At 64.5% G+C, this 19778-nt stretch carries 17 protein-coding genes; 4 read left to right on the top strand and 13 right to left on the bottom strand.

The window, feature by feature from the left end; genetic code table 11:
• Positions 1–173: 173 nt before the first annotated feature.
• Positions 174–1175 carry a lysozyme inhibitor LprI family protein gene (locus MSIL_RS20290; protein WP_012591856.1) on the top strand — a complete coding sequence of 334 codons (1002 nt, stop codon included), beginning with the start codon at positions 174–176 and terminating at the stop codon, positions 1173–1175.
• Between the two features lie 8 nt (positions 1176–1183).
• Here MSIL_RS20290 and mutL read toward each other — a convergent pair whose 3' ends face one another.
• Positions 1184–3001 carry a DNA mismatch repair endonuclease MutL gene (gene mutL, locus MSIL_RS14585; RefSeq protein ID WP_012591855.1) on the bottom strand — a complete coding sequence of 606 codons (1818 nt, stop codon included), beginning with the start codon at positions 2999–3001 and terminating at the stop codon, positions 1184–1186.
• A gap of 333 nt (positions 3002–3334) precedes the next feature.
• Between mutL and MSIL_RS14580 the strand changes: the two genes are divergently transcribed.
• The 3 genes from MSIL_RS14580 to MSIL_RS14570 all read left to right on the top strand — a co-directional run bounded on the left by MSIL_RS14580 (position 3335) and on the right by MSIL_RS14570 (position 6638).
• Complete coding sequence (locus MSIL_RS14580) at positions 3335–4087, top strand: hypothetical protein (RefSeq protein ID WP_012591854.1); 753 nt, start codon at positions 3335–3337, stop codon at positions 4085–4087.
• 119 nt (positions 4088–4206) lie between these two features.
• Positions 4207–6051 carry a pyrroloquinoline quinone-dependent dehydrogenase gene (locus MSIL_RS14575; protein WP_012591853.1) on the top strand — a complete coding sequence of 615 codons (1845 nt, stop codon included), beginning with the start codon at positions 4207–4209 and terminating at the stop codon, positions 6049–6051.
• The gene (locus MSIL_RS14570; protein ID WP_012591852.1) at positions 6051–6638 is read left to right on the top strand and encodes a GNAT family N-acetyltransferase; all 588 of its coding nucleotides are present in this window, start codon (positions 6051–6053) and stop codon (positions 6636–6638) included. The genes MSIL_RS14575 and MSIL_RS14570 overlap by 1 nt, the downstream gene beginning before the upstream one ends.
• Before the next feature lie 19 nt (positions 6639–6657).
• On the opposite strand, the gene MSIL_RS20285 is transcribed toward MSIL_RS14570, so the two are convergent.
• The 12 genes from MSIL_RS20285 to yajC all read right to left on the bottom strand — a co-directional run bounded on the left by MSIL_RS20285 (position 6658) and on the right by yajC (position 19685).
• Positions 6658–7161, bottom strand: a complete 504-nt coding sequence (locus tag MSIL_RS20285; protein ID WP_012591851.1) for a hypothetical protein — start codon at positions 7159–7161, stop codon at positions 6658–6660.
• 48 nt (positions 7162–7209) lie between these two features.
• Positions 7210–8517 (bottom strand): M16 family metallopeptidase, encoded by a 1308-nt coding sequence (locus MSIL_RS14560; RefSeq protein WP_012591850.1) that lies wholly within the window; start codon positions 8515–8517, stop codon positions 7210–7212.
• Positions 8518–8572: 55 nt separating this feature from the next.
• Positions 8573–9946 (bottom strand): M16 family metallopeptidase, encoded by a 1374-nt coding sequence (locus MSIL_RS14555; protein ID WP_012591849.1) that lies wholly within the window; start codon positions 9944–9946, stop codon positions 8573–8575.
• 287 nt (positions 9947–10233) lie between these two features.
• Entirely contained in the window at positions 10234–10935 is a 702-nt protein-coding gene (locus MSIL_RS20280; protein ID WP_012591848.1) for a hypothetical protein, read from the bottom strand.
• 90 nt (positions 10936–11025) lie between these two features.
• On the bottom strand, positions 11026–11541 hold the full coding sequence (gene lspA / locus MSIL_RS14545; RefSeq protein ID WP_012591847.1) for a signal peptidase II: 516 nt from the start codon (positions 11539–11541) through the stop codon (positions 11026–11028).
• Positions 11538–14753 carry an isoleucine--tRNA ligase gene (locus MSIL_RS14540; protein WP_012591846.1) on the bottom strand — a complete coding sequence of 1072 codons (3216 nt, stop codon included), beginning with the start codon at positions 14751–14753 and terminating at the stop codon, positions 11538–11540. The genes lspA and MSIL_RS14540 overlap by 4 nt, the downstream gene beginning before the upstream one ends.
• Positions 14754–14980: 227 nt before the next feature.
• On the bottom strand, positions 14981–15241 hold the full coding sequence (locus MSIL_RS14535) for a hypothetical protein (protein ID WP_012591845.1): 261 nt from the start codon (positions 15239–15241) through the stop codon (positions 14981–14983).
• Between the two features lie 128 nt (positions 15242–15369).
• Entirely contained in the window at positions 15370–16233 is an 864-nt protein-coding gene (locus tag MSIL_RS14530; RefSeq protein ID WP_012591844.1) for a phytoene/squalene synthase family protein, read from the bottom strand.
• The gene (locus MSIL_RS14525; RefSeq protein ID WP_012591843.1) at positions 16233–16631 is read right to left on the bottom strand and encodes an Mth938-like domain-containing protein; all 399 of its coding nucleotides are present in this window, start codon (positions 16629–16631) and stop codon (positions 16233–16235) included. The genes MSIL_RS14530 and MSIL_RS14525 overlap by 1 nt, the downstream gene beginning before the upstream one ends.
• A 56-nt stretch (positions 16632–16687) precedes the next feature.
• A complete protein-coding gene (gene secF, locus MSIL_RS14520) occupies positions 16688–17644 on the bottom strand; it encodes a protein translocase subunit SecF (RefSeq protein WP_012591842.1) in 957 nt (318 codons plus the stop codon).
• 35 nt (positions 17645–17679) lie between these two features.
• On the bottom strand, positions 17680–19278 hold the full coding sequence (gene secD / locus MSIL_RS14515) for a protein translocase subunit SecD (RefSeq protein ID WP_012591841.1): 1599 nt from the start codon (positions 19276–19278) through the stop codon (positions 17680–17682).
• A 62-nt stretch (positions 19279–19340) separates the two neighbouring features.
• Complete coding sequence (gene yajC / locus MSIL_RS14510) at positions 19341–19685, bottom strand: preprotein translocase subunit YajC (protein ID WP_012591840.1); 345 nt, start codon at positions 19683–19685, stop codon at positions 19341–19343.
• Positions 19686–19778: the final 93 nt, after the last annotated feature.

Below are 19778 nucleotides of genomic sequence, written 5' to 3'. Positions count from 1 at the left end.
AGTTTCAGGCAAGCAAGCGCCGGCAGACTCTTGCGCGGCGTGTGAGATGACGTCACGCTGGCCTCGGCATGATGTCGAAAGATCGGCGTCACGCGCCAACTCTTCGGACTCGATCACGCTTCATGATTTTGCGCCGGCTCGTCCAAAATCATCGCCATCCAAAGGAAACGCCTGTGCGCATTGGGCTGACAATCTCGGTCCTCACCGCCGCCTGGCTTGTCGCCGCGCCCGCTCGCGCCTTAGACTGCGCCAAGGCGAACACGCCGATCGAGACGGCGATCTGCGCCAATCCGGCCGCCCTCGCCGCGGACGAGGCCATGACAAAGACCTATGACGGTCTGGCGGCGAGCCTCAAGCCGGAGCATCGGCAGGCGCTTTTGATTTCGCAGCGCCGCTGGCTGGAGCAACGCGCCAATCTTTGCGTCAGTGAGGAAGGCAAAGCCGTCGACAGCTGTCTTGTCGAAAAGACGGATGACCGCCGCTCCTTTCTTGCCGGAGAGCCGCAAAGCGGGCCGGGAGCGCCGCCGGGCTTTGCGCCGCTGTTCATCCAGCATGTCGGCAAGCCCCGGGAATATGACATCAATGTCGAGGCGCTGAAATTCGTTGACCCGAAGCGGCCTGGCGAAATCCTCTTCAATCAAAAGGTCCAGGCGCTGCTCGATGAGGTTCCGCCCGTCCGCGACAAGGATATTCGCGACGGCCAGACCTATTCCTATTGGCTGGAGGTCTCGGCGCCCTTCGCCTCGGAAAAGTTCGTCTCCGGCCATACCGAGCTCTATGATTATTCGGGCGGCGCGCATGGCAATACGGAAACATCGAATTTCGCCATCGATCTGGCTTCAGGCCGTGAACTCGCCTTCGCCGACATCTTCGAGGAGGCGGCCAAACAGCCGCTCGAGGACTCCTGCCTCGCGCAGATCAAGGATCAAAAGCACGAAAAACTCCCGGATGTGACGCTTTCCGCGGAGGATATCGCGGCGCTGGAAAAAGCCATCGCGGTCAGCGTCGCCGAGTTGAAGGAATGGAGTTTCATGGCGTCGAAGGCGACGATCGGCTTCGACGCCTATGCGCTCGGAGCCTATGTCGAGGGCTCTTATTCCTGCTCGTTTCCGGCGGCGTTTTTTAAGAAGTTTCTGAAGTACGATTATCTGCCGCCCGCGCCGGACGCGCAGTAGCGGCGCCGTCATCTTCGCCCGAACAGCTTCTCGACGTCGGCGAGTTTGAGTTCGACATAGGTCGGGCGGCCGTGGTTGCATTGACCTGAGCCCGGCGTGCGCTCCATGTCGCGCAGAAGGGCGTTCATTTCTTCGGGCCGCATGCGCCGGCCGGCGCGCACGCTGTTATGGCAGGCCATGGTCGCGAGCACGAGATTGAAGCGGCGCTCCAGCGCCGCCGCGCCATCATCCTCGACGAGCGCCGCGGCCAGATCGCGCGCGAGCCGCGTCGGGTCCGGGTCCTGCAGCAAGGCAGGGGTCTCGGTGACGGCGACGGCGCCGGGGCCGAAGGGCTCGATGATGAGGCCGAATTCGGCGAGCAGCACCGCGGCGTCGAGAATCGCCTCGACCTCCGCCCGCGCCAGTTCAACGATCGCCGGAATGAGCAGCGCCTGCCGCGGCGCTTTGCTCCCCGCCCGGGCCGCCTTCAGCCGCTCATAGACCAGCCGCTCATGGGCGGCGTGCTGATCGACGATGACGATCCCGTCGCGGGTCTGCGACACAATATAGGTCTCATGGATCTGCGCCCGCGCGGCGCCGAGCGGCGCCTCCAGATCTTCGAGCGATGGGGCCGCCGCGTTCGCGCGCGTATCGGCGGCGAGGCTTTCGACCGCCGCAAAGGCGGCCGCCGGAGCCTCTGCGAAGCCAGCCAAAGCCGCCGCATCAAACCCAGGATTTGCCGGGGATCGGCGCCAGTCCCAATTTGCCGGGCCGCCGGCGCCGGAAAATCCAGGGCCGCGCCGCGCCAAAACATCGAGCGCGCTGGCGCCATTGACCGGACTGGCCCGATGCTGCGCGTCGGCAAGCGTCTGTTTCAGCGCGCCGACGATCAGACCGCGAGTGAGGCCCGGATCGCGAAAGCGCACTTCGGCCTTGGCTGGATGCACATTGACGTCGACTTCGCGCGGATCGCAGGTCAGGAACAGAACGAGAGCGGCATGGCGGCCGGACGGGAGAAAATCCATATAGGCCGCGCGCGCCGCCCCGAGCAGCAGCCTGTCGCGCACCGGCCGGCCGTTGACGAAAACATGCTGCGCGGCGGCGCTGGCGCGATGCCAGGTCGGCAGGCCGGCGAAGCCCTGCAGGCGCACGCCTTCGCGCTCCGCTTCGACAAAAAGCGCATTGTCGCGGAAATCCTTGCCAAGAACGGCGGAAAAGCGCGTGAGCCGCCCCTCGGGCGAATCGGCGCAGGCGGCAAGATCGAAGCCGCGCACATCGCTTGAGGCGAAGCCGAACCGCACCTGCGGATGCGCCATCGCCAGCCGCTCGACGATTTCGGCGCTGGCCCGCGCCTCGGCGCGGTCGGTGCGCAGGAATTTGAGCCGCGCCGGCGTTCCCGCGAAGAGATCGCGGATTTCGACCCGCGTGCCCTGCGGCTGCGCCGCCGGCGCCGGCCCTTCCTTGACGCCGCAATCGACTTTGACGCGCGCGCCGACGGCGGAGCCCATCGCGCGCGAAAAAATCTCCAGCGCCGCGACCGAGCCGATCGAAGGCAAAGCTTCGCCGCGAAATCCGAGCGTTTCGATCGAAGAGAGATCGCCTTCCGGCAGCTTCGAGGTGGCGTGGCGCTCGACCGCGAGGTCGAGATCCTCCGGCGCCATGCCGCAGCCGTCGTCGACGACGCGGATCAGCTTGCGGCCGCCCGCCTCGATTGCGACGTCGATGCGGCGCGCCCCGGCGTCGAGCGCATTCTCGATCAGCTCCTTCAGCGCGGACGCGGGACGCTCAATCACCTCGCCCGCGGCGATGCGGTCGATCAAGACGGGATCGAGACGGCGGACGGGCATCGTAAATCTCTGAGATCGCTTCGGGCTGGAGCGAATCGGACAAGGATTATCGCACGCCAAGCCTCGATTGGGGCAAGTCTTGTTTGGGGCGAGCCTCATTGGCCCGCGCGCCCGGCCGTTTACCCACAATAAGGCGCAGCGGCGGCCGCGCTTTGCGGCCCGCGCCGGTCTGGCTCCATTTTCGCTTTGTCCCCGATCAGCGCGCACGGCCGACCCCGGCCTCGCGCCAGCGGGGCGCAAGGCCCGCGGCTTCGCACGGGAACGCCTTCGTCCCGGCGGAGCGGCGTCGGCCCCCGCCGCAAACGATTAGAGCACCTATTCGAGGATCGATTCATGACGGACATGGCGGAACTGAAAAAGCGCAAGGAGCCGCTCAATCTGGCGATTGTGCATGTGGATCCCGACGCTTTCATCGCAAATTTCATGGGTTGGCTGGAAATCACCGCCTTTATCACCGCGCAACGGGCGGGCCTTGCGCAAATTCCGGCGGACGGGAAAACGCCGACGCTGTCGGCCGAAGAGCTGCAATCGGCCGGGGTGCAGAAGGTCGGCAATGACGCCATCTTCGCGTTCTGCATGACGGCGGCCCTGAAAGGGGATCAAGCCGCGGTGGATAAGGTCGAGGCCGCGCTCATCGAGAGCATGGGGGCGGAGTTCCCCGGCGCGTCCGCTTTGTGGCATTTTCGTTCGAAAATCGACAATCCGGAGACGCTGGAAGATTTCACCGGCCAGGCCGGCAAGAAGCTGCTCGCCGCCGATCTGCCGCCGCCGCCGCTCCGCTCCAAGGAAAACTGGAGCACGGGGCTGCGCTTCTTCGAGAAGGCGCGAAACTCGAATTTTATCCATGAGATCATGTATCCGCTCGCCAAATGGACGCGGGAGCGCTGGACAGAGACGCTGGAAAAGGGCGTCGCCTTCCTGCAGCACATCGAGGATAATGTTCCCGTCCTGCGCGAAGCGCTCGGAGACACCCGCAACGATCAGGCGTTCACCGCCAATATGCTGTTGAAAATGGCCCCCGCCGTCGACATGGAGCTGAACGAGGAATATGAGGGCTTTCTGCGCTCCCTCGCTCGCCGGAATTAAATTTCTGCGCTCCGTCCGATCCCGCTCCGCTCGCCGGTCTGCGCTCGCGTGCCTTCATCAATGAGTTGGCGCGCGAGCGATGCGCCCTTAGACTAACGGCTCTTGAGAGGGAGGAGCCGTTGCGCCATCGCCTGTTTCGCGCCGCCGCCTTGGTCTTGGCCGGCTTTGGCCTGTCCGTTTCCTGGACCGCGCGTTCCGATTGCGTCCTCGCCGCCGAGGTCACATCCGCCGATCTCCTGGCGGCGGAGGCCAATCAAGACGAGTGGCTCACCAATGGGCGCAGCTTCTCCAATCTGCGCTTTTCGCCGCTGAGCGAGATCAATACGGCGAACGTCCAGACTCTCGTTCCGAAATGGATCTACCAGACCGGTAAGGCGGCGACCTTTCAGGCGACCCCGCTCGTGTCGGACGGGGTGATCTATCTCTCCGAACCCTTTTCCAGCGTTTCGGCGATCGACGCCCGCACGGGCGAAAAAATCTGGCGCTATGAGCACAAGCTGCCGGCGCAGAAACTTTGCTGCGGCCCGGCCAATCGCGGCGTCGCGCTGGGCGAGGGAAAGGTTTTCGTCGCAACCGTCGACGCCCGCCTGATCGCGCTCGACGCGAAATCGGGCGAGATCGTCTGGAATGTTCTGCTCGCCGCGCCGGACGCCGGCACGGCCGAGGATAAGGCCGCGCTCGCCAACATCGCCGGCGCCGGCTCGCGCGCCGCCACCGGCCAGAGCGGCGTCGGAGCCAATTCCGCGCCGCTTTATTACGACGGCAAGGTGTTCATCGGCGTCACCGGCGTCGGCTATGGGCTGCATCTGGAAAGCGAGCGCCCCGGCGCGCCGCTCGGCACCGTCGTCGGCCTCGCCGGCAAATATGGGAGCTCCGGCTTTCTCGCCGCCTTCGACGCGGCGACGGGAGACAGGATCTGGCAATTCGATTCGACGCAAGCGGGCTGGGAAGGCGATTTCGTCGAAAAAACCGCCTATGGCGTCCCGCTGCCGCGCGATATTTCGCGCGAAAAAGCCGATATGGCGCAATTTCCCGACGCCTGGCGCACCGGCGGCGGCACGGTCTGGCATACGCCAGCGCTCGATCCGGCCCTCGGCCTTCTCTATTTTGGCATCGGCAATCCCTCGCCGCAGGCGACCGGCGACGGCAGGCCGGGCGATAATCTCTACACCGTCTCGCTCGTCGCGGTGGATGTCGAGACCGGCAAGCTGCGCTGGCATTTCCAGCAAGTGCCGCATGATCTTTGGGGCTATGACGTCGCGAGCCCGCCTTCGCTGTTCGACGTCGAGATCGGCGGAAAGATCATTCCCGCCGTCGGTCAGGCGAGCAAGCTCGGCTGGTATTTCGTCAATGACCGGCGCGACGGCAAATTTCTGTTCAAATCGGACGCCTTCGTCCCGCAGGACAATCTATTCACGGCGCCGACGCCCGAAGGGGTGACGATCGCCCCCGGCGTCGGCGGCGGGGTCAATTGGTCGCCGGCCGCCGTCGATGCGGCCAAAGGGATCGCCTATGTCGCGGCGATGCATCTGCCGACGACATTCAAGACCGCCGTTCTTCCGGCGCATGACGGCAAGCCGCCCGTCGCCTATACCACCGCCGAGCCGGCCATTGCTCCGAATTGGGGCGTCCTGGCCGCGCTCGATCTCAAGCAAAACGGCAAGATTCTCTGGAGCCATCAAACGCCGCAGCCCTTGGTCGGCGGCGCGCTGGCGACGGCGGGCGGACTTGTCTTTACCGGCGAGGGAAATGGATTTTTCGACGCCTTCGACGCCGCCTCCGGCGCGCTGCTCTGGCGTTTCAACTGCGGCGCGGGCGTCAATGCGCCGCCGATTTCCTATGCGATCGGCGGCCGGCAATATATCGCCGTCGCCGCCGGCGGCAGCGCGATCTGGGGCTATCCGCAGGGCGATGCTCTGCTCGTCTTCGCGCTGCCCCAGGGGCTGCCCGTCAAAGGCGAATGATGGAGAGATCCACCTTCGCGCCGGGTCAGCCGCCGGGTTGCGGGCTCATCATCCGCGACGCGGATGAGAAGGATATGGCGCCGGCCTTGGCGATCTACGCCCATCACGTCCTGCATGGCCTCGCGACGTTTGAGGAAACGCCTCCCACAATCGGCGAATTCGCCGCGCGCCGCGCCGCCGCGCTGGAACAAGGCCTGCCCTTTCTTATTGCGGCGCTCGACGGGACAATCGTCGGCTACAGCTACGCTGCGGAATATCGGGCGCGAACCGCTTATCGGCATACGATCGAGGATTCGGTCTATGTCGCTGTCGGCCTTGGCGGACGCGGCGTTGGAACGATGCTGCTCGCAGCGCTCATTGAACGCTGCGAGGCGGGCCCATGGCGGCAGATGATCGCCGTGATCGGCGACAGCGGCAATGCAGGATCGATCGCCCTGCACAAGAACCTCGGCTTCGCGCATAGAGGGACGCTGCGCTCGGTCGGGCGAAAACTTGGCCAATGGATCGATACGGTGCTGATGCAACGCCCGCTCGGCGCGGGCGACGCTTCGATTCCCGGCGAAGGCGAGGGCGCAAAGCAGATGTGAAGGCGTGGCCTTGAGCTTTTCAGTCTCTCGGTCGAGTCGGCGCTGGCGAAGGCGGATCGATCCCGGCGCGTTCGAGCCGGGCTCTGGCGGCGGCGACGGCTTTGTCCGAAAATCGATCCGGATATCGCAGCAGCAGAAATTCGCCGGTCAGCTCCGCCCGGCCGGTTCGGATCAGCATCTCGAACCCCTCGGTCGGCGCAGGCGCCAGAGCCCAATCCTCGAGGCAGCCGACGATTCCCTTGTTTCTGATTTTTTGCCGGGTCCGGCTGGCGCGCGTCGTGCGCCCATTTTTCTCGGTCAGCGCCTGTTCATAAGCGCCGAGCGTTTCATAAAAACTGCAATGCAGCGGATCGCTAAGGTCTATTCCATCAAGCGCGCAAAGCTTTCGGAGCGCCTCGCGCCACAGATCGTCGCGGCCGCAACGCCGCGCTTCTTCCATCGCTTTCCGCAGCGCCGCCCGGCTCTCCGGTTCGAACGCCGGCGTCGGGAAAGGCGATTCGAACGCAATTTTCTTGCGCGCCATGGGATTGCTAACGTTCCACCAGGCCGAGACGCCTCGCGGCCGGCCGCTCTACATCCCCACAGGGCGTCCCGCCACGGCCACCAGCAGGCTGGCGTCGCCGAACAGGCGCTTGGCGGCGCGCTTGGCGTCCTCCATGGTCGCCGCCGCGATCCGGCGATTGCGCTCGTCCAATTGATCGACGTCGAAACCGTCCGTCTGCAGATGAAGCAGCTGCGAGGCGATCTTGGTCGACGTGTCGAAGCGCAGCGCATAAGAGCCGATCAGATATTTCTTCGCCTTGTCGAGTTCTTCCTCAGTCGGGCCGACCTCGGACAGATTGCGGATTTCGGCCTCGATCACCGCCATCGACTCGGCGGCGCGCTCATTCTTGGTCGAAGTGCCGCCATAGAGCATCGCGCCATGGTCGTAGTTCAGAAGCTGCGAATAGACTGAATAGGCAAGGCCGCGCTTTTCGCGCACCTCGCGGAACAGGCGCGCCGAGAAGACGCCGCCGCCGAGCACATGGTTGACCACCATGCCCGCGAAGAAATCGGGATCCCTTTGGGCGAGGCCCGGCCGGCCGAAGCGGATTGTCGATTGCGGAACGTCCACGTCGACGACAAAGCGCTGTCCCAGGCTGCTGAACTCCGCCTCGGGCGTTGCGATCAGCCCCGCCGCCTGCGGCAGGGCGCCGAACACATCGTCGAGATGGCGCTTCAGCGCCTCAGCGTCGATCGCGCCGACGACGGCGATTTTCAGCGTCTCGCGCGCAAAAACCGCCGTCCGGAGATCGACAAGATCGTCGCGGGTCAAGGTCGGCAGCACGTCGAGGTCGCCGCGCACGGGCCGTCCATAGGGATGGCCAAGGTAGGCCTTTTCGCGGAAGGCGCGGCTCGCGACATGGTCGGGATCATTGACTTCCCGCTTGAGGCTGGCGGCGATCTGCGACGACACGCGCTTGAACGGCTCGTCGTCAAGCCGCGCCTCATTGACCGCGAGCCGCATCAGCGAGAAGGCCGGCGCGACATTGCGCGAGAGAGTCTGCAGCCGGCCGTGAAAATTATCGCGATCGGCGGAGAAGGAGAGTTCGATCGCGTCCTCGTCCAGCGCGCGATGAAAGCCTTCGGCGTCATAGGGACCCGCGCCTTCGTCGAGCAGCCCCGACAGAAGATTGGCCGTACCCGGCTTGCCCGCAGGATCTTGCGACGCGCCGCCCTTGAAGGCGAATTCAACGGCGACGAGCGGAACGGCGTAATCCTCAACGAGCCAGGCTTCGACTCCGCCACTGGAGACAATTTTTTGCACCTGCGCGGCGCGTGAACGGGATTCGGCTGGCTTGAGCGGGGCAGGCGTTTCAAGGGCTGCGGTCGGTGTCATTTACAAGATTCCAGCGGCCGCGCCCGACGGGCTTCGGCCGAAAAGAGGATAGGTTTCAGGCGGTCAGCGCCGCTTCGAGCCCGTCGCGCGGAGCTTCGTCTCCGGCCGGCGCCGACAGAAGGAAGCCGGTCACGCTGCGCTTCTTGTCGAGCAGCCGCGCCGCCTGGCGCACGTCCTCGCGCGCCACGGCGTCGATGCGCTGCGGCCATTGCGTCACATCTTCGATGGAAAGGCCTGTCGCCAGCGACGCGCCATACCAGCGCGCGAGAGAGGCCTGATTGTCCTGCGCATAGACGGCGTCGGCGATCAGGCGGGTCTTTGCGCGCTTGAAATCGGCTTCATCGACGCCTTCGGCCGCGACGCGCGCGATGATCTCGTCGATCGCAGCGTCAAGCCGCTCGAGCGAGACCCCTTCCGCCGGCACGGCGTAGACATAAAAGCGCGTATCGTCGACGGCCGAGCCAAGATAATGCGCGCCCGCGCCGACCGCGATCTTCTGATCGATCACGAGATTCTTGAACAGAAGGCTGGTGTGGCCGGCGCCAAGCAGATGGCCAAGCACTTCCAGCGCCTCGGCGACGCCGGGCGCCGCCGTATGATAGGACGGCACCAGATAGACGCCATGATGCGCGGGCTGCTCAACTTTCTCGTCGGCCAGCGTGACAAGGCGATGGGCGCGCTGCTCCGGCTCGCGCGGACGCTCCCGTTTCGGCGGCTCGCCGCGCGCCGGGATCGGCCCGTAAATTTTTTCGGCGAGTTCGACGACTTCCTCCGTCGAAACATCCCCGGCGACGACGAGAATGGCGTTCTCCGGCGTATAGAAACGGTCGTAATAGGCGAGCGCATCGGAGCGGTCGAGGCTCTCGATCTCATGGTTCCAGCCGATGATCGGCCGCCCATAGGGGTGCTGCGTGAAAAGGGCCGCCTGCACCGCCTCGTTGAGCTGATCGGAGGGGTCTGAATCGGTGCGCATGCGGCGCTCTTCGAGAACGACTTCGCGCTCAGGGGCGACGATTTCGTCGGTCAGCACCAGATTCTTCATGCGGTCGGCTTCATATTCCATGCAGACGGCGAGCTGGTCGCGCGCGACGCGCTGGAAATAAGCGGTGTAATCATTGGAGGTGAAGGCGTTTTCCTGGCCGCCGGAATCGGCGACGAGCTGGGAAAATTCGCCCTGGGGATGCGTGCTGGTTCCCTTGAACATCAGATGTTCAAGGAAATGGGCGATGCCCGACTTGCCGAGCGGATCATCCGCCGAGCCGTTGCGGTACCAGACCATATGCGTCACCACCGGCGAGCGGTGATCGGGGATCACGACGATCTCGAGGCCATTGGCGAGTTTCGCCTGGCCGATCACGGGTCCGCTAGGCTTCGCCGGCGCCTCCGCCGATGGCGTGAGGGAAGATGCTTGGGGAGGGGCGAAGGACATCGGGACACCGCTTTCTGAAATTCGGCCGCGCGCCCCTTGCCCCCAAATCGACGGAAGGGGAGCGGCGGAGGCAAAGCAAACTTAGAAAGGGCGCCGTCCTTTAGCAAGGCCGCCGCGCGGTTTGGCCTGCGTCGAGGGGCTGAGGCGGGGCGACATCAAGGCTCGCTTGGGAGCGCCGCGATCGCAAAAAGGCGGCGCAGGGCAGGCGCGTGAAGCGCCAGCCGCCGATTTCGGCGGTCGTCGCGATTGGCTTCCATAGCGTCGGCGTCGCCGACGCTAGCAGAATCTCATTCGTCGACTGAACTCTTGTGCCGTTGCGAGCGGTTATAAGCCTGCGCGTCGCTGGAGTCCGGCTGATCCTTCGGCGCGTCGATGGTCGCCGCGGCGGCGGCGGTCGCCTTGCGATAGCCAATTGGCGGTTCGGTCAGATAGCGGCGATCCGGCTCGACGCCGGGATCGACCTTGTCGGGCGACGATCCGCCGCCGAGACCGACCATGCTTTGCAGCGCTTTCCAAGGCGTGTAGAGGCAGATCGGCGTGCCGGCGCCCGGCTGACAATCGTCCTCCGCCGCGCGCGGCGCGTCGGTCGCGTGGCCGCCGACGCCGCCAGCGAGTTCCGCCGGAGACAATTCGACGCGCGCCTGCGGCGTCAGCTGCGGCGCGGGCCTTTGCGCTTCGGCGGCGGCATGGCGGCGCTCGCCGATATCGGGATCGCTCGGCCAGGACGCATCGCGCGAGGCGACTTTGGGCTTCGGCAGATCGGTGCGGGGCGGCACGACGATCGGCGCCCGCGCCCGATAATCGATCGATTCGCGGTCCTTGTCGAACTGCATGCCGATGAAGCCGAGAACCGAGTTCAGCGGATTGGTGTCTTCCTGCGGCGCCTGCGCGCGGGCCGGGCTGAAGCCGGCGAGGCCGGAGAAGGCGAGACTGACGGCGAGAAGCCGAAGGAGCCGCACACGGTCGGCGCTCATCCTGTTCGATGCCATAAACTTAAATCCTCAGCGACAGACTGCTCGCTCGCCACGGACCATCGGGCGCCATAAGGGCAATTTAGGGGCAGAAAACCGTTAAAATTTCTATAGCGCCGAAGCGCCCTCGCCCCGGCTTTTGCCGCCTGTCCCCGCGCCGCGGGCGCTGAACAGGGAATCATAAAGGAGCAAAGCGACGCCGGCGACGATCGCCGCATCGGCGAGGTTGAACACATACCAGGAGAAGGAGCCGACGTGGAAATGATAGAAATCGGCCACGAAGCCGTAGGCCGCGCGATCATAGGCGTTGCCAAGCGCGCCGCCGATAATCAAACCGAGCGCGCAGGCGATCAGCTTTGAGGTCGAACGCCACAGCCAGAGGATCATGAAGATCGTGGCGGCGAGGGTGAGGCCCAGCAAAGCGTAGCGCTGAAAATCGGTCCGGGCGCTGAGCAGCGAATAGGAAATGCCCGGATTTTTGGCGTAGACGACATCGAGGAAGGGGGCCAGCGCGATCGGCTGGCGCTGTTCGATGCCATAGACGAAGATCAGCCAGAGCTTGTTAGCCTGATCGGCCGCGAGGGTCAGGGCGGCGACGAGCGCCCCAAGAACGCGTGGGCTCACGGCCAAAGTCCCGCCGCCTGGAGTTCGCGCAGCGCCCGCGCGTCGCGCGGCGTCACGTCGGGATAGTCGGGATCGGAGCCGACCAGCGGCGAGATGCGCCAGGATCTGGCGCATTTGCGCCCCTCGGCGCGGCGCGGAACGACGGCGACGCCCGGAACCTCATCGAGCCGGAACGCGTCAATAGGCCCCTCGCCGTCCGCGATGGAAATATCGGACGCAATGCAGATTTCGGCGAAATCGACGCCTTCGAGCGCGCTCTTCAGGTCGGGATCGGCGATGAACACCTGCGGCGCGGCTTCCAGGGAGGAGCCGATGCGCTTTTGCGCGCGCTCGATCTCCAGCGCAGCGGTGACGACGCTGCGGATGCGGCGGATCTTTCCCCATTTGACGACCAGCGCCTCGTCGCGCCACTCGTCCGGAAGATCGGGCAGCGTTTCGAGATGGATGGAGATTTTTTCACGGTAGCGCGACAACCACGCCTCCTCGCTGGTGAAGACGAGGATGGGCGCCAGCCACAGCGTGACGGCGCGAAAAATCTGCTCGATCGCGGTCAGCGCCGCCAGCCGCTTCAGGCTGGAGGGCGGCTCGCAATAAAGCGCATCCTTGCGGATATCGAAATAAAACGCCGACAGATCCGAATTGAGGAAGGACGACAGCCGCGCCACGACGCGCTTCAGATCGAAGCGCTGGTAGGCGTCCCGGATATCCTCGTCGAGCTCTTTCAGCCGGTGCAGCATCAGCCGCTCCAGCTCCTCCATCTGCTCGACGGCGACGGCGCGCTCCGGCTCGTAATGGGCGAGCGTGCCGAGCATCCAGCGGATGGTGTTGCGCAGCTTGCGATAGGTCTCAATGAAGGTCTTGAGGATCTCGGGACCGATGCGCAGATCGTCGGAATAGTCGGAGGCGGCGACCCAGAGGCGCAGAATATCGGCGCCGGCGTCCTTGATGATCGTCTGCGGCGCGGTGACGTTGCCCTGGCTCTTCGACATTTTCTGACCCTTCTCGTCGAGGACGAAGCCATGGGTCAGGACGAGATCGAAGGGCGCGCGGCCGCGCGTGCCGCAGGATTCGAGCAGGGAGGAATGGAACCAGCCGCGATGCTGGTCGGAGCCTTCGAGATACATGATCTCGTCATCGCCGCCGTCGCGCTTGCGCCGGATGCCGGCAAGGCCCGGAAAGTTTTGCGGATCGTCGAGCGTAAAGGCGTGCGTCGAGCCGGAATCGAACCAGACGTCCAGCACGTCGTCGATTTTTTCAAAAGCTTCGGGGTTGTGAGCGTTGCCGAGGAAGCGCGCCTTGGCGCCCTCCGCGAACCAGGCGTCGGCCCCCTCAGCGGCAAAAGCCTCCGTGATGCGGGCGTTGACCTGACGATCCTTCAGGATGTCGCCGCTCTCCTTGTTGACAAAGATCGCAATCGGCACGCCCCATGCGCGCTGGCGCGAGACGACCCAATCGGGGCGATTGGCGATCATGCCGGTGATGCGGTTTTCGCCGGCGGCAGGGACCCATTTGGTCTTGGCAATCTCGGCAAGCGCGATCGCGCGCAGGGTCGGCGCAAAGCCCTCATCCTGAGGAGACGCCGTAGTAGGCGGCGTCTCGAAGGACGAGGGCGCCCGGGTCGCCAAGCTAGCGCCATCCCCTCGCCCTTCGAGACGCGGGCTTTGCCCGCTCCTCAGGGTGAGGGGATTTTGTGGGGAAGTAAGGGGATATTGCGGAAGCTCGAAATCCTTGTCGAGCGCGATGAACCATTGCGGCGTGTTGCGGAAGATCAGCGGCTTTTTCGAGCGCCAGCTATGCGGATATTGGTGCTTCAGCCTGCCCCGCGCGAGAAGATTGCCGGCCTCGATCAGCGCCTTGATGACCGCCTCATTGGCGTCGCCCTTGTTGCCCTTGTCGTCGATGACGCGATGGCGGGCAAAACCCGGCGCCTCCCTCGTCAAAAAGCCGTCCGCGTCGACGGTAAACGGGATGCGCGTGTCGATGCCGCGCTCTTCCAGAAAGCGCTTATGTGACGTCCAGATATCATAATCGTCGCGGCCGTGGCCAGGCGCGGTATGGACGAAGCCTGTGCCGGTGTCGGCGGTAACGTGATCGCCATCAAAAAGCGGAACCGCGAATTCGTAGCCGGGAATAGTCGCAGCGAATGGGTGAGCGGCCGTCAAAGCCCGAAGGTAGTCCGGCGGAACGTCGCAGACCTTTTCATAGCTCTCAACTTTTGCAGATTTGAATACACCATCAGCGAGGGCGTCCGCGAGCAAATACGTTGCCCCGATTGGAGCCCAGTTTCCTTCGGGCGCCAGCGTCATGCGATACAGCCCATAGGGAATTTTTGCTGAAAAGCTGATCGCTCGATTAGCCGGTACTGTCCAGGGCGTCGTAGTCCAGATGACTATAGATGCCTTTTCAAGAGCATCGTTGTTGGGATGGGCAGACACGACGCCCGGCACAATGTCTTCCGGCAGACCGACCGCGCCAACGCGCTTCACCGGAAACGCCACAAACACCCAATCGCTGACGTGGTCCTCGTACTCCACCTCGGCTTCGGCCAGAGCGGTTTTTTCGACGACGCTCCACATCACCGGCTTCGAGCCGCGATAGAGCAGCCCGTTCTCGGCGAATTTCATGATCTCGCGGGCGATCGTCGCCTCGGCGGGATAGGTCATGGTCAGATAGGGATGATCCCAATCGCCATTGACTCCTAACCGCTTGAACTGTTCGCGCTGGATTTCGACCCAATGCTCGGCGAAGGCGCGGCATTCGCGGCGAAATTCATTGACCGGCACCTCGTCCTTGCTGCGGCCCTTGGCGCGATATTGCTCCTCGATCTTCCATTCGATCGGCAGGCCGTGGCAGTCCCAGCCCGGCACATAATTGGCGTCGGCCCCAAGCATCTGCTGCGAGCGGGCGATGAGATCCTTGAGGATCTTGTTCAGCGCATGGCCGATATGGATGTCGCCATTGGCGTAGGGGGGGCCGTCATGCAGGACGAATTTCGGCCGCCCGCGCGCCGCCTCGCGCATGCGCTCGTAAAGGCCGATCTCCCGCCAGCGGGCGAGCAGCTCCGGCTCCTTCTTCGGCAGGCCGGCCCGCATCGGAAAGTCGGTCTGCGGCAGATAGAGGCTCTTGGAATAATCCGGGCCGGACTTGGCCTCGCCCCCGCCCTTGCCTTCGGCCGTGCGCAAAACGCCGCGCGCCGTCTCGATCTCATTCATGGTTGCGTCTGCTGGTTTGATGGCGCTCGTTGCGAGCGCGGCGCGGACTGGCCGCCGGAACAGCGATAAGGGTCCCGGCCCCGCGCGAAATAATCAGCCGCGGGCCGGGCGCGTAATTCGCAGCGCGGAATTTTTTCGGACGGTTCCGATCATGGATCTGTTCTAGCAATGAAAGCGAAAAGAAAGCAATTGCGGGACGGGGCGCATGCGCCTCCCGCCCCTGCGCCTCAGGGCGCTGGCGGCTCGCCGGCGATCACATAGCGCATTTCCGCGCTTTCCCCTGCGCCGTCATGAGCGAGGAGTTTTAGCGTGAATTTTCCGGTTTGCGACGGGATCGCGAGCGTTTGCTGAAGGTCCCCGGAAAAGCTGATGTCCAGCACCGTCTTATATTCGATATAGGCCTTCAGGGTCTTGGCTCCGGCGCCGCCCGAAACGGAAAAATGAAAATCCTCGCCAGCATGCGGCTGGCCTTCGCTCTGGATGCGCATGACGTCGGGCTCCTTTCAAGAACAGATGCGTTCAAGCTGCGCACTGCCCCAGCAAAGCCGGCGCCGCCATGATCCTGGCTAAACCGTCGCCGTTTTTGCGCAAAAAGCCCCCGCGACGATGCGGATTTTTACTGCCAGTGCTTAGCGGCCCGCCAGAGCGCCCATTGCCGGCGCCATTGCGGCAGGACGACATTGGTCTTGAAAGGATCGTAGCACTTCCCCTCCATGAGCCTCAGATAGGGCTCGCAGAGGCAGATCGGCAGGAAGGCTGGGCGCGCCAAATCGGGCAGCCCTTCGATCCGGGTCAGGAAAATCTCAAGATGCGACCGGGCGAGAGCGCGGAACTCCTCAAGGGCGGCCAAAAGGGCCGGCGACGCCCGCCCCGAGACAGCATCCGCGCGCTCCAGCCCGTGGCGGCGCAGAATGTCGAGCGGAACGTAACATTGGCCGCGCGCGGCGTGCCACGGAAAGGCGCGCAAGAGGCCAGTCAGCGCATAAGCGGTCCCGCCATGGCTGGCGGCGCCGAATCCGGACGAGGGGGTCTCGGGCTCAAGGATCATCGGCGTCAGGCAGAACAGATTGGACGAGGTCGCCCTGGCGTAGGCCTCAAGCTCGTCCACGCTCTGCATCGGATCGTCGAACAGATCGAACTGCCGCGCATCGATCAATTGAAGCAAATGTTCGCTCGGCAAATCAAAGCGGACCAGGACGTCGGTCACGGCGGCGGCGACAGGGTTTGCGCGCACATCCTCGCGATCCGGCTGCTCCAGCGCCTCGCGCCACCATTGAAAGCGAATTTCGCCCAGCATCGGCTCGGAGACGACCTCGCGCACCCGCGCGATTTCGAGGCTGAACGCATAGAGCGCATGCGCGTAACGGCGCTTGCCTTCGGGGAGAAACAGGCTCGCCAGCCAGCGGTCCGGGTCGTCGCGGCGGACGATCGTCTCGCAATAGGCGTAATCGGCGTCGAGGGCGCTCAAAGCTTCGCTCATCAGGGAACCGCCAAAAGCGCGGCGGCGACCCGCCGCTTCTCGCCGAGCAGAATATTATAGGTGCGCGCCGCGGCGCCCGTCTGCATCGGCTCGGCGCGGATGCCGGCAGCGTTAAGCCGGCGTTTCAGCTCGGCGTCGAGCGAACCCATCGCGACGCCGACGCCGATCAGAACATGCTCGATCAGGCCGCGCTCCTCGGCGAACAGCTGGCCGAGCGAGGCGGCGGTGATGTCGGCCGGTTCAAGCGCGCTCCAGGCATAGACGCCGGACGGCAGCGCCAGGATCGAACCGCGATGCGACATGCCGCCGAAGCGGAAACCGCCGGAGCCATAGCCGTCGATGGCGTGCGCGCCGGGCAGGAAACCGGGGCATTTCGGCTCGTGCGCGTCAGTCGGCATCGCAGGCCCTTCGGCAGCGCAGTGGCGTGTCCCGGCGGTTGCGCGGCGGCGTCAGATCAGGCCGGATTCTTGGCGAGCTTGCCGCCGGGGGTCGGCTCGGGCCCGACAGTCTCATTGCGCAGGCCAAGGTAGATCAGCATCGGCGAGCAGATGAAGACCGATGAATAGGTGGCGACGAAAATTCCCCAGATCATCGCGATCGAGAAGGAACGGATGACCTGGCCGCCGAACACCACCAGGGACAAAAGCGCGAGAAACACGGTCGTCGCAGTCATGATGGTTCGCGGCAGCACGGCGTTGACCGAGAGATCGATCAGCTCGTCGGTCGGCATCTTGCGGTATTTGCGCATCATTTCGCGGATGCGGTCGAGCACGACGACAGTCTCGTTCAGCGAATAGCCGACGATGGTCAGGATCGCCGCGATCGACGTCGTGTTGAATTCGAGCCTTGTCAGCGAGAAGAAGCCAACCGTCAGCAACAAATCATGCATGGTGGCGATGATCGCGCCGACGGCGAATTGCCACTCGAAGCGGAACCAAAGATAGCAGAGCACGGCGACGATCGCGACAACGACGCCAAGCGTGCCGGATTGCACAAGTTCGCCCGACACGCGCGGCCCGACGACCTCGACGCGGCGGAACTCGTAGTCATTTCCGACCGCGTCCTTCACGCGCGCGATCGCCGCCTCCTGCGCCGCGGCGTCGCCCTGTTCGCTATGCTGGACGCCAAAACGCAGCGTGACGTCCGAGGGTTGGCCGAAGCCCTGCACCTCGACCTCGCCGACATGCATGTTTTCGGCGATCGCGCGCAGCTGGGCGATGTCCGCGGCTCCCGATTTGGCGCGCAATTCGACCAGCGTGCCGCCGGAAAAATCGATGCCGAAATTCATGCCGAGCGTCAGGAACAGCACGACCGAAATGATCGACATCACCGCCGAGAACGGATAGCTGATGCGCCGGAAGCGCATGAACGGGAATTTGGTGTTCTCTGGCGCGAGGCGCAGAAGTTTCATCTCGAAGAGCCCTTTGCCTGAGCGGCCGCGCCGATTCAAATCGGCAGCTTGACCGGCCGCTTGTAGCGATACCACAGCGTGATCATCATGCGCGTCATGGTCACCGCCGTCACGATGGTCGTTAAAATGCCGAGCGCGAGCGACACGGCGAAGCCGCGCACCGGGCCAGATCCCAGAAAATACAGGATCGCGGCGGCGACGAACATGGTGACGTTGGAATCGACGATGGTCGCGAAGGCGCGCTTGAAGCCGGCGTCGAGCGAGGAGACGATCGAGCGGCCGGCATGCGATTCCTCGCGGATGCGCTCATAGATCAGCACATTGGAATCGACCGCCATGCCGATGGTGAGAACGATGCCGGCGATGCCGGGAAGCGTCAGCGTCGCGCCAAGCAACACGAGACCCGCAAAAATGAAAGCGATGTGAACGAACAGCGCGATGTTGGCGAAGACGCCGAAAATCCCGTAGGTGATCAGCATATAGCAAGCGACCAGCGCCGCGCCGACATAGGCCGCGCGCTTGCCGGCGTCGATTGAATCCTGGCCAAGGCCCGGCCCGACCGTGCGCTCCTCGACGATGGTGAGCTTGGCCGGAAGCGCGCCGGCGCGCAGCAGGATCGCGAGATTATTGGCGGATTCCACGGTGAAGTGGCCCGAGATCTGCCCGGAGCCGCCGGTAATCGGCCCGAGAATGCGCGGCGCCGAAATCACCTTGCCATCGAGCACGATGGCGAAGGGGCGCCCGACATTTTCGGAAGTGACCTCGCCGAAGCGCTGGCCGCCGCGAATATTGAAGCGGAAATTGACGACGGGCTCCTGCGTGCGCTGGTCGAAGCCGGGCTGGGCGTCGGTCAGATCCTCGCCCTGCACCATCACGCGCTTCTGCACGGGAAGCTTCGAGCCCGGCCGTTCGACCTCTTCGAGCATTTCCGTCTCGGCGGGGTCGGCGCCGGTGTCGGAAACGAGACGAAACTCAAGCTTCGCAGTCGTGCCGAGGATTTCCTTGAGTTTTCCAGTATCCTGCAGGCCCGGCACTTCGACCAGCACGCGGTCGTCGCCCTGGCGCTGGATATTCGGTTCGGTGGTGCCAAGGGCGTCGACGCGCCGGCGCAAAACCTCGATCGACTGTTCGACCGCCCGGCGCATCTTGGCCTTGATCCCCGCCTCGGTCACTGTGAACTGGATGAGGCCGTCGGCCGTCTCCGTGACGTCGAAGACCGACGCGCCGCCGACGCCGGAAATGCCGGCGCTCGCCGGAGCCGTAAGCAGGCGCAGCTTCGGCATGATCCGCTCGCGCTCGGCGGCGTCCGGAATGCGCAGCTGCACGCCGCGCGGCAGCACGCCAATGCCGCCGGAGATCGAGGCCTTCTCTTCGCGCAGGGTGCGGCGGACGCTGTCGCGCAGATTGTCGATCAGCGTCTTGACGACCGACTGGCCGTCGACTTCGAGCAAGACATGCGAGCCGCCCTGCAGGTCGAGGCCGAGGACGATCGGCCGGATCGGCAGGAAGCTCGGCGCATGCGCCATCAGCGCCGCGCGGCTCTGCGGCCCGAGCAAGCTCGGCACGATGAGGAGCAGCGCGATGACGGTCATCATCACGATCGAGACAATTTTCCAGGTCGCGAAACGCAGCATAGATTTGAGATCGTCCGGAGGATCAGGCGGGAGCGCGCGCTGCGCCCGGCGGAAGGTTAAGTTTAAGAGTTCGCCGCGTCCTTGACGGGCTCGCCCTTCGACCGGACGTCCGTGACGAGGCCGCGCGCCACCCGGACCCGCACATTCGGGGCGATTTCGAGCTCGACCTCGGCGTCGTCGATGACTTTCGTCACCTTGCCGATCAGGCCGCCGGAGGTGACGACGCTATCGCCGCGACGCAAATTCTTGATGAGGTCGGCATGTTCGCGGGCGCGCTTCTGCTGCGGCCGCATGATGAGGAAATACATGATCGCGAGGATCAGCGCGAAGGGGATCAGCTGCACGATCAGATCCGTCGCTCCGCCGCCCGCGCCGCCGGCCGCCTGGGCGAAAGCTGGGGTAAACAATTCTCTGCCTCCTCTTTGCACATGCGTTCCAGGTCCCCCCGGAGCGGCCGGACTATAGCGGGCGCGGCCGTGAAAGCAATGGCGATGGCGGCT

The organism is Methylocella silvestris BL2, from assembly GCF_000021745.1.
GTDB lineage: Bacteria > Pseudomonadota > Alphaproteobacteria > Rhizobiales > Beijerinckiaceae > Methylocapsa > Methylocapsa silvestris.
This window is presented reverse-complemented; position numbering and strand designations above follow the sequence as displayed.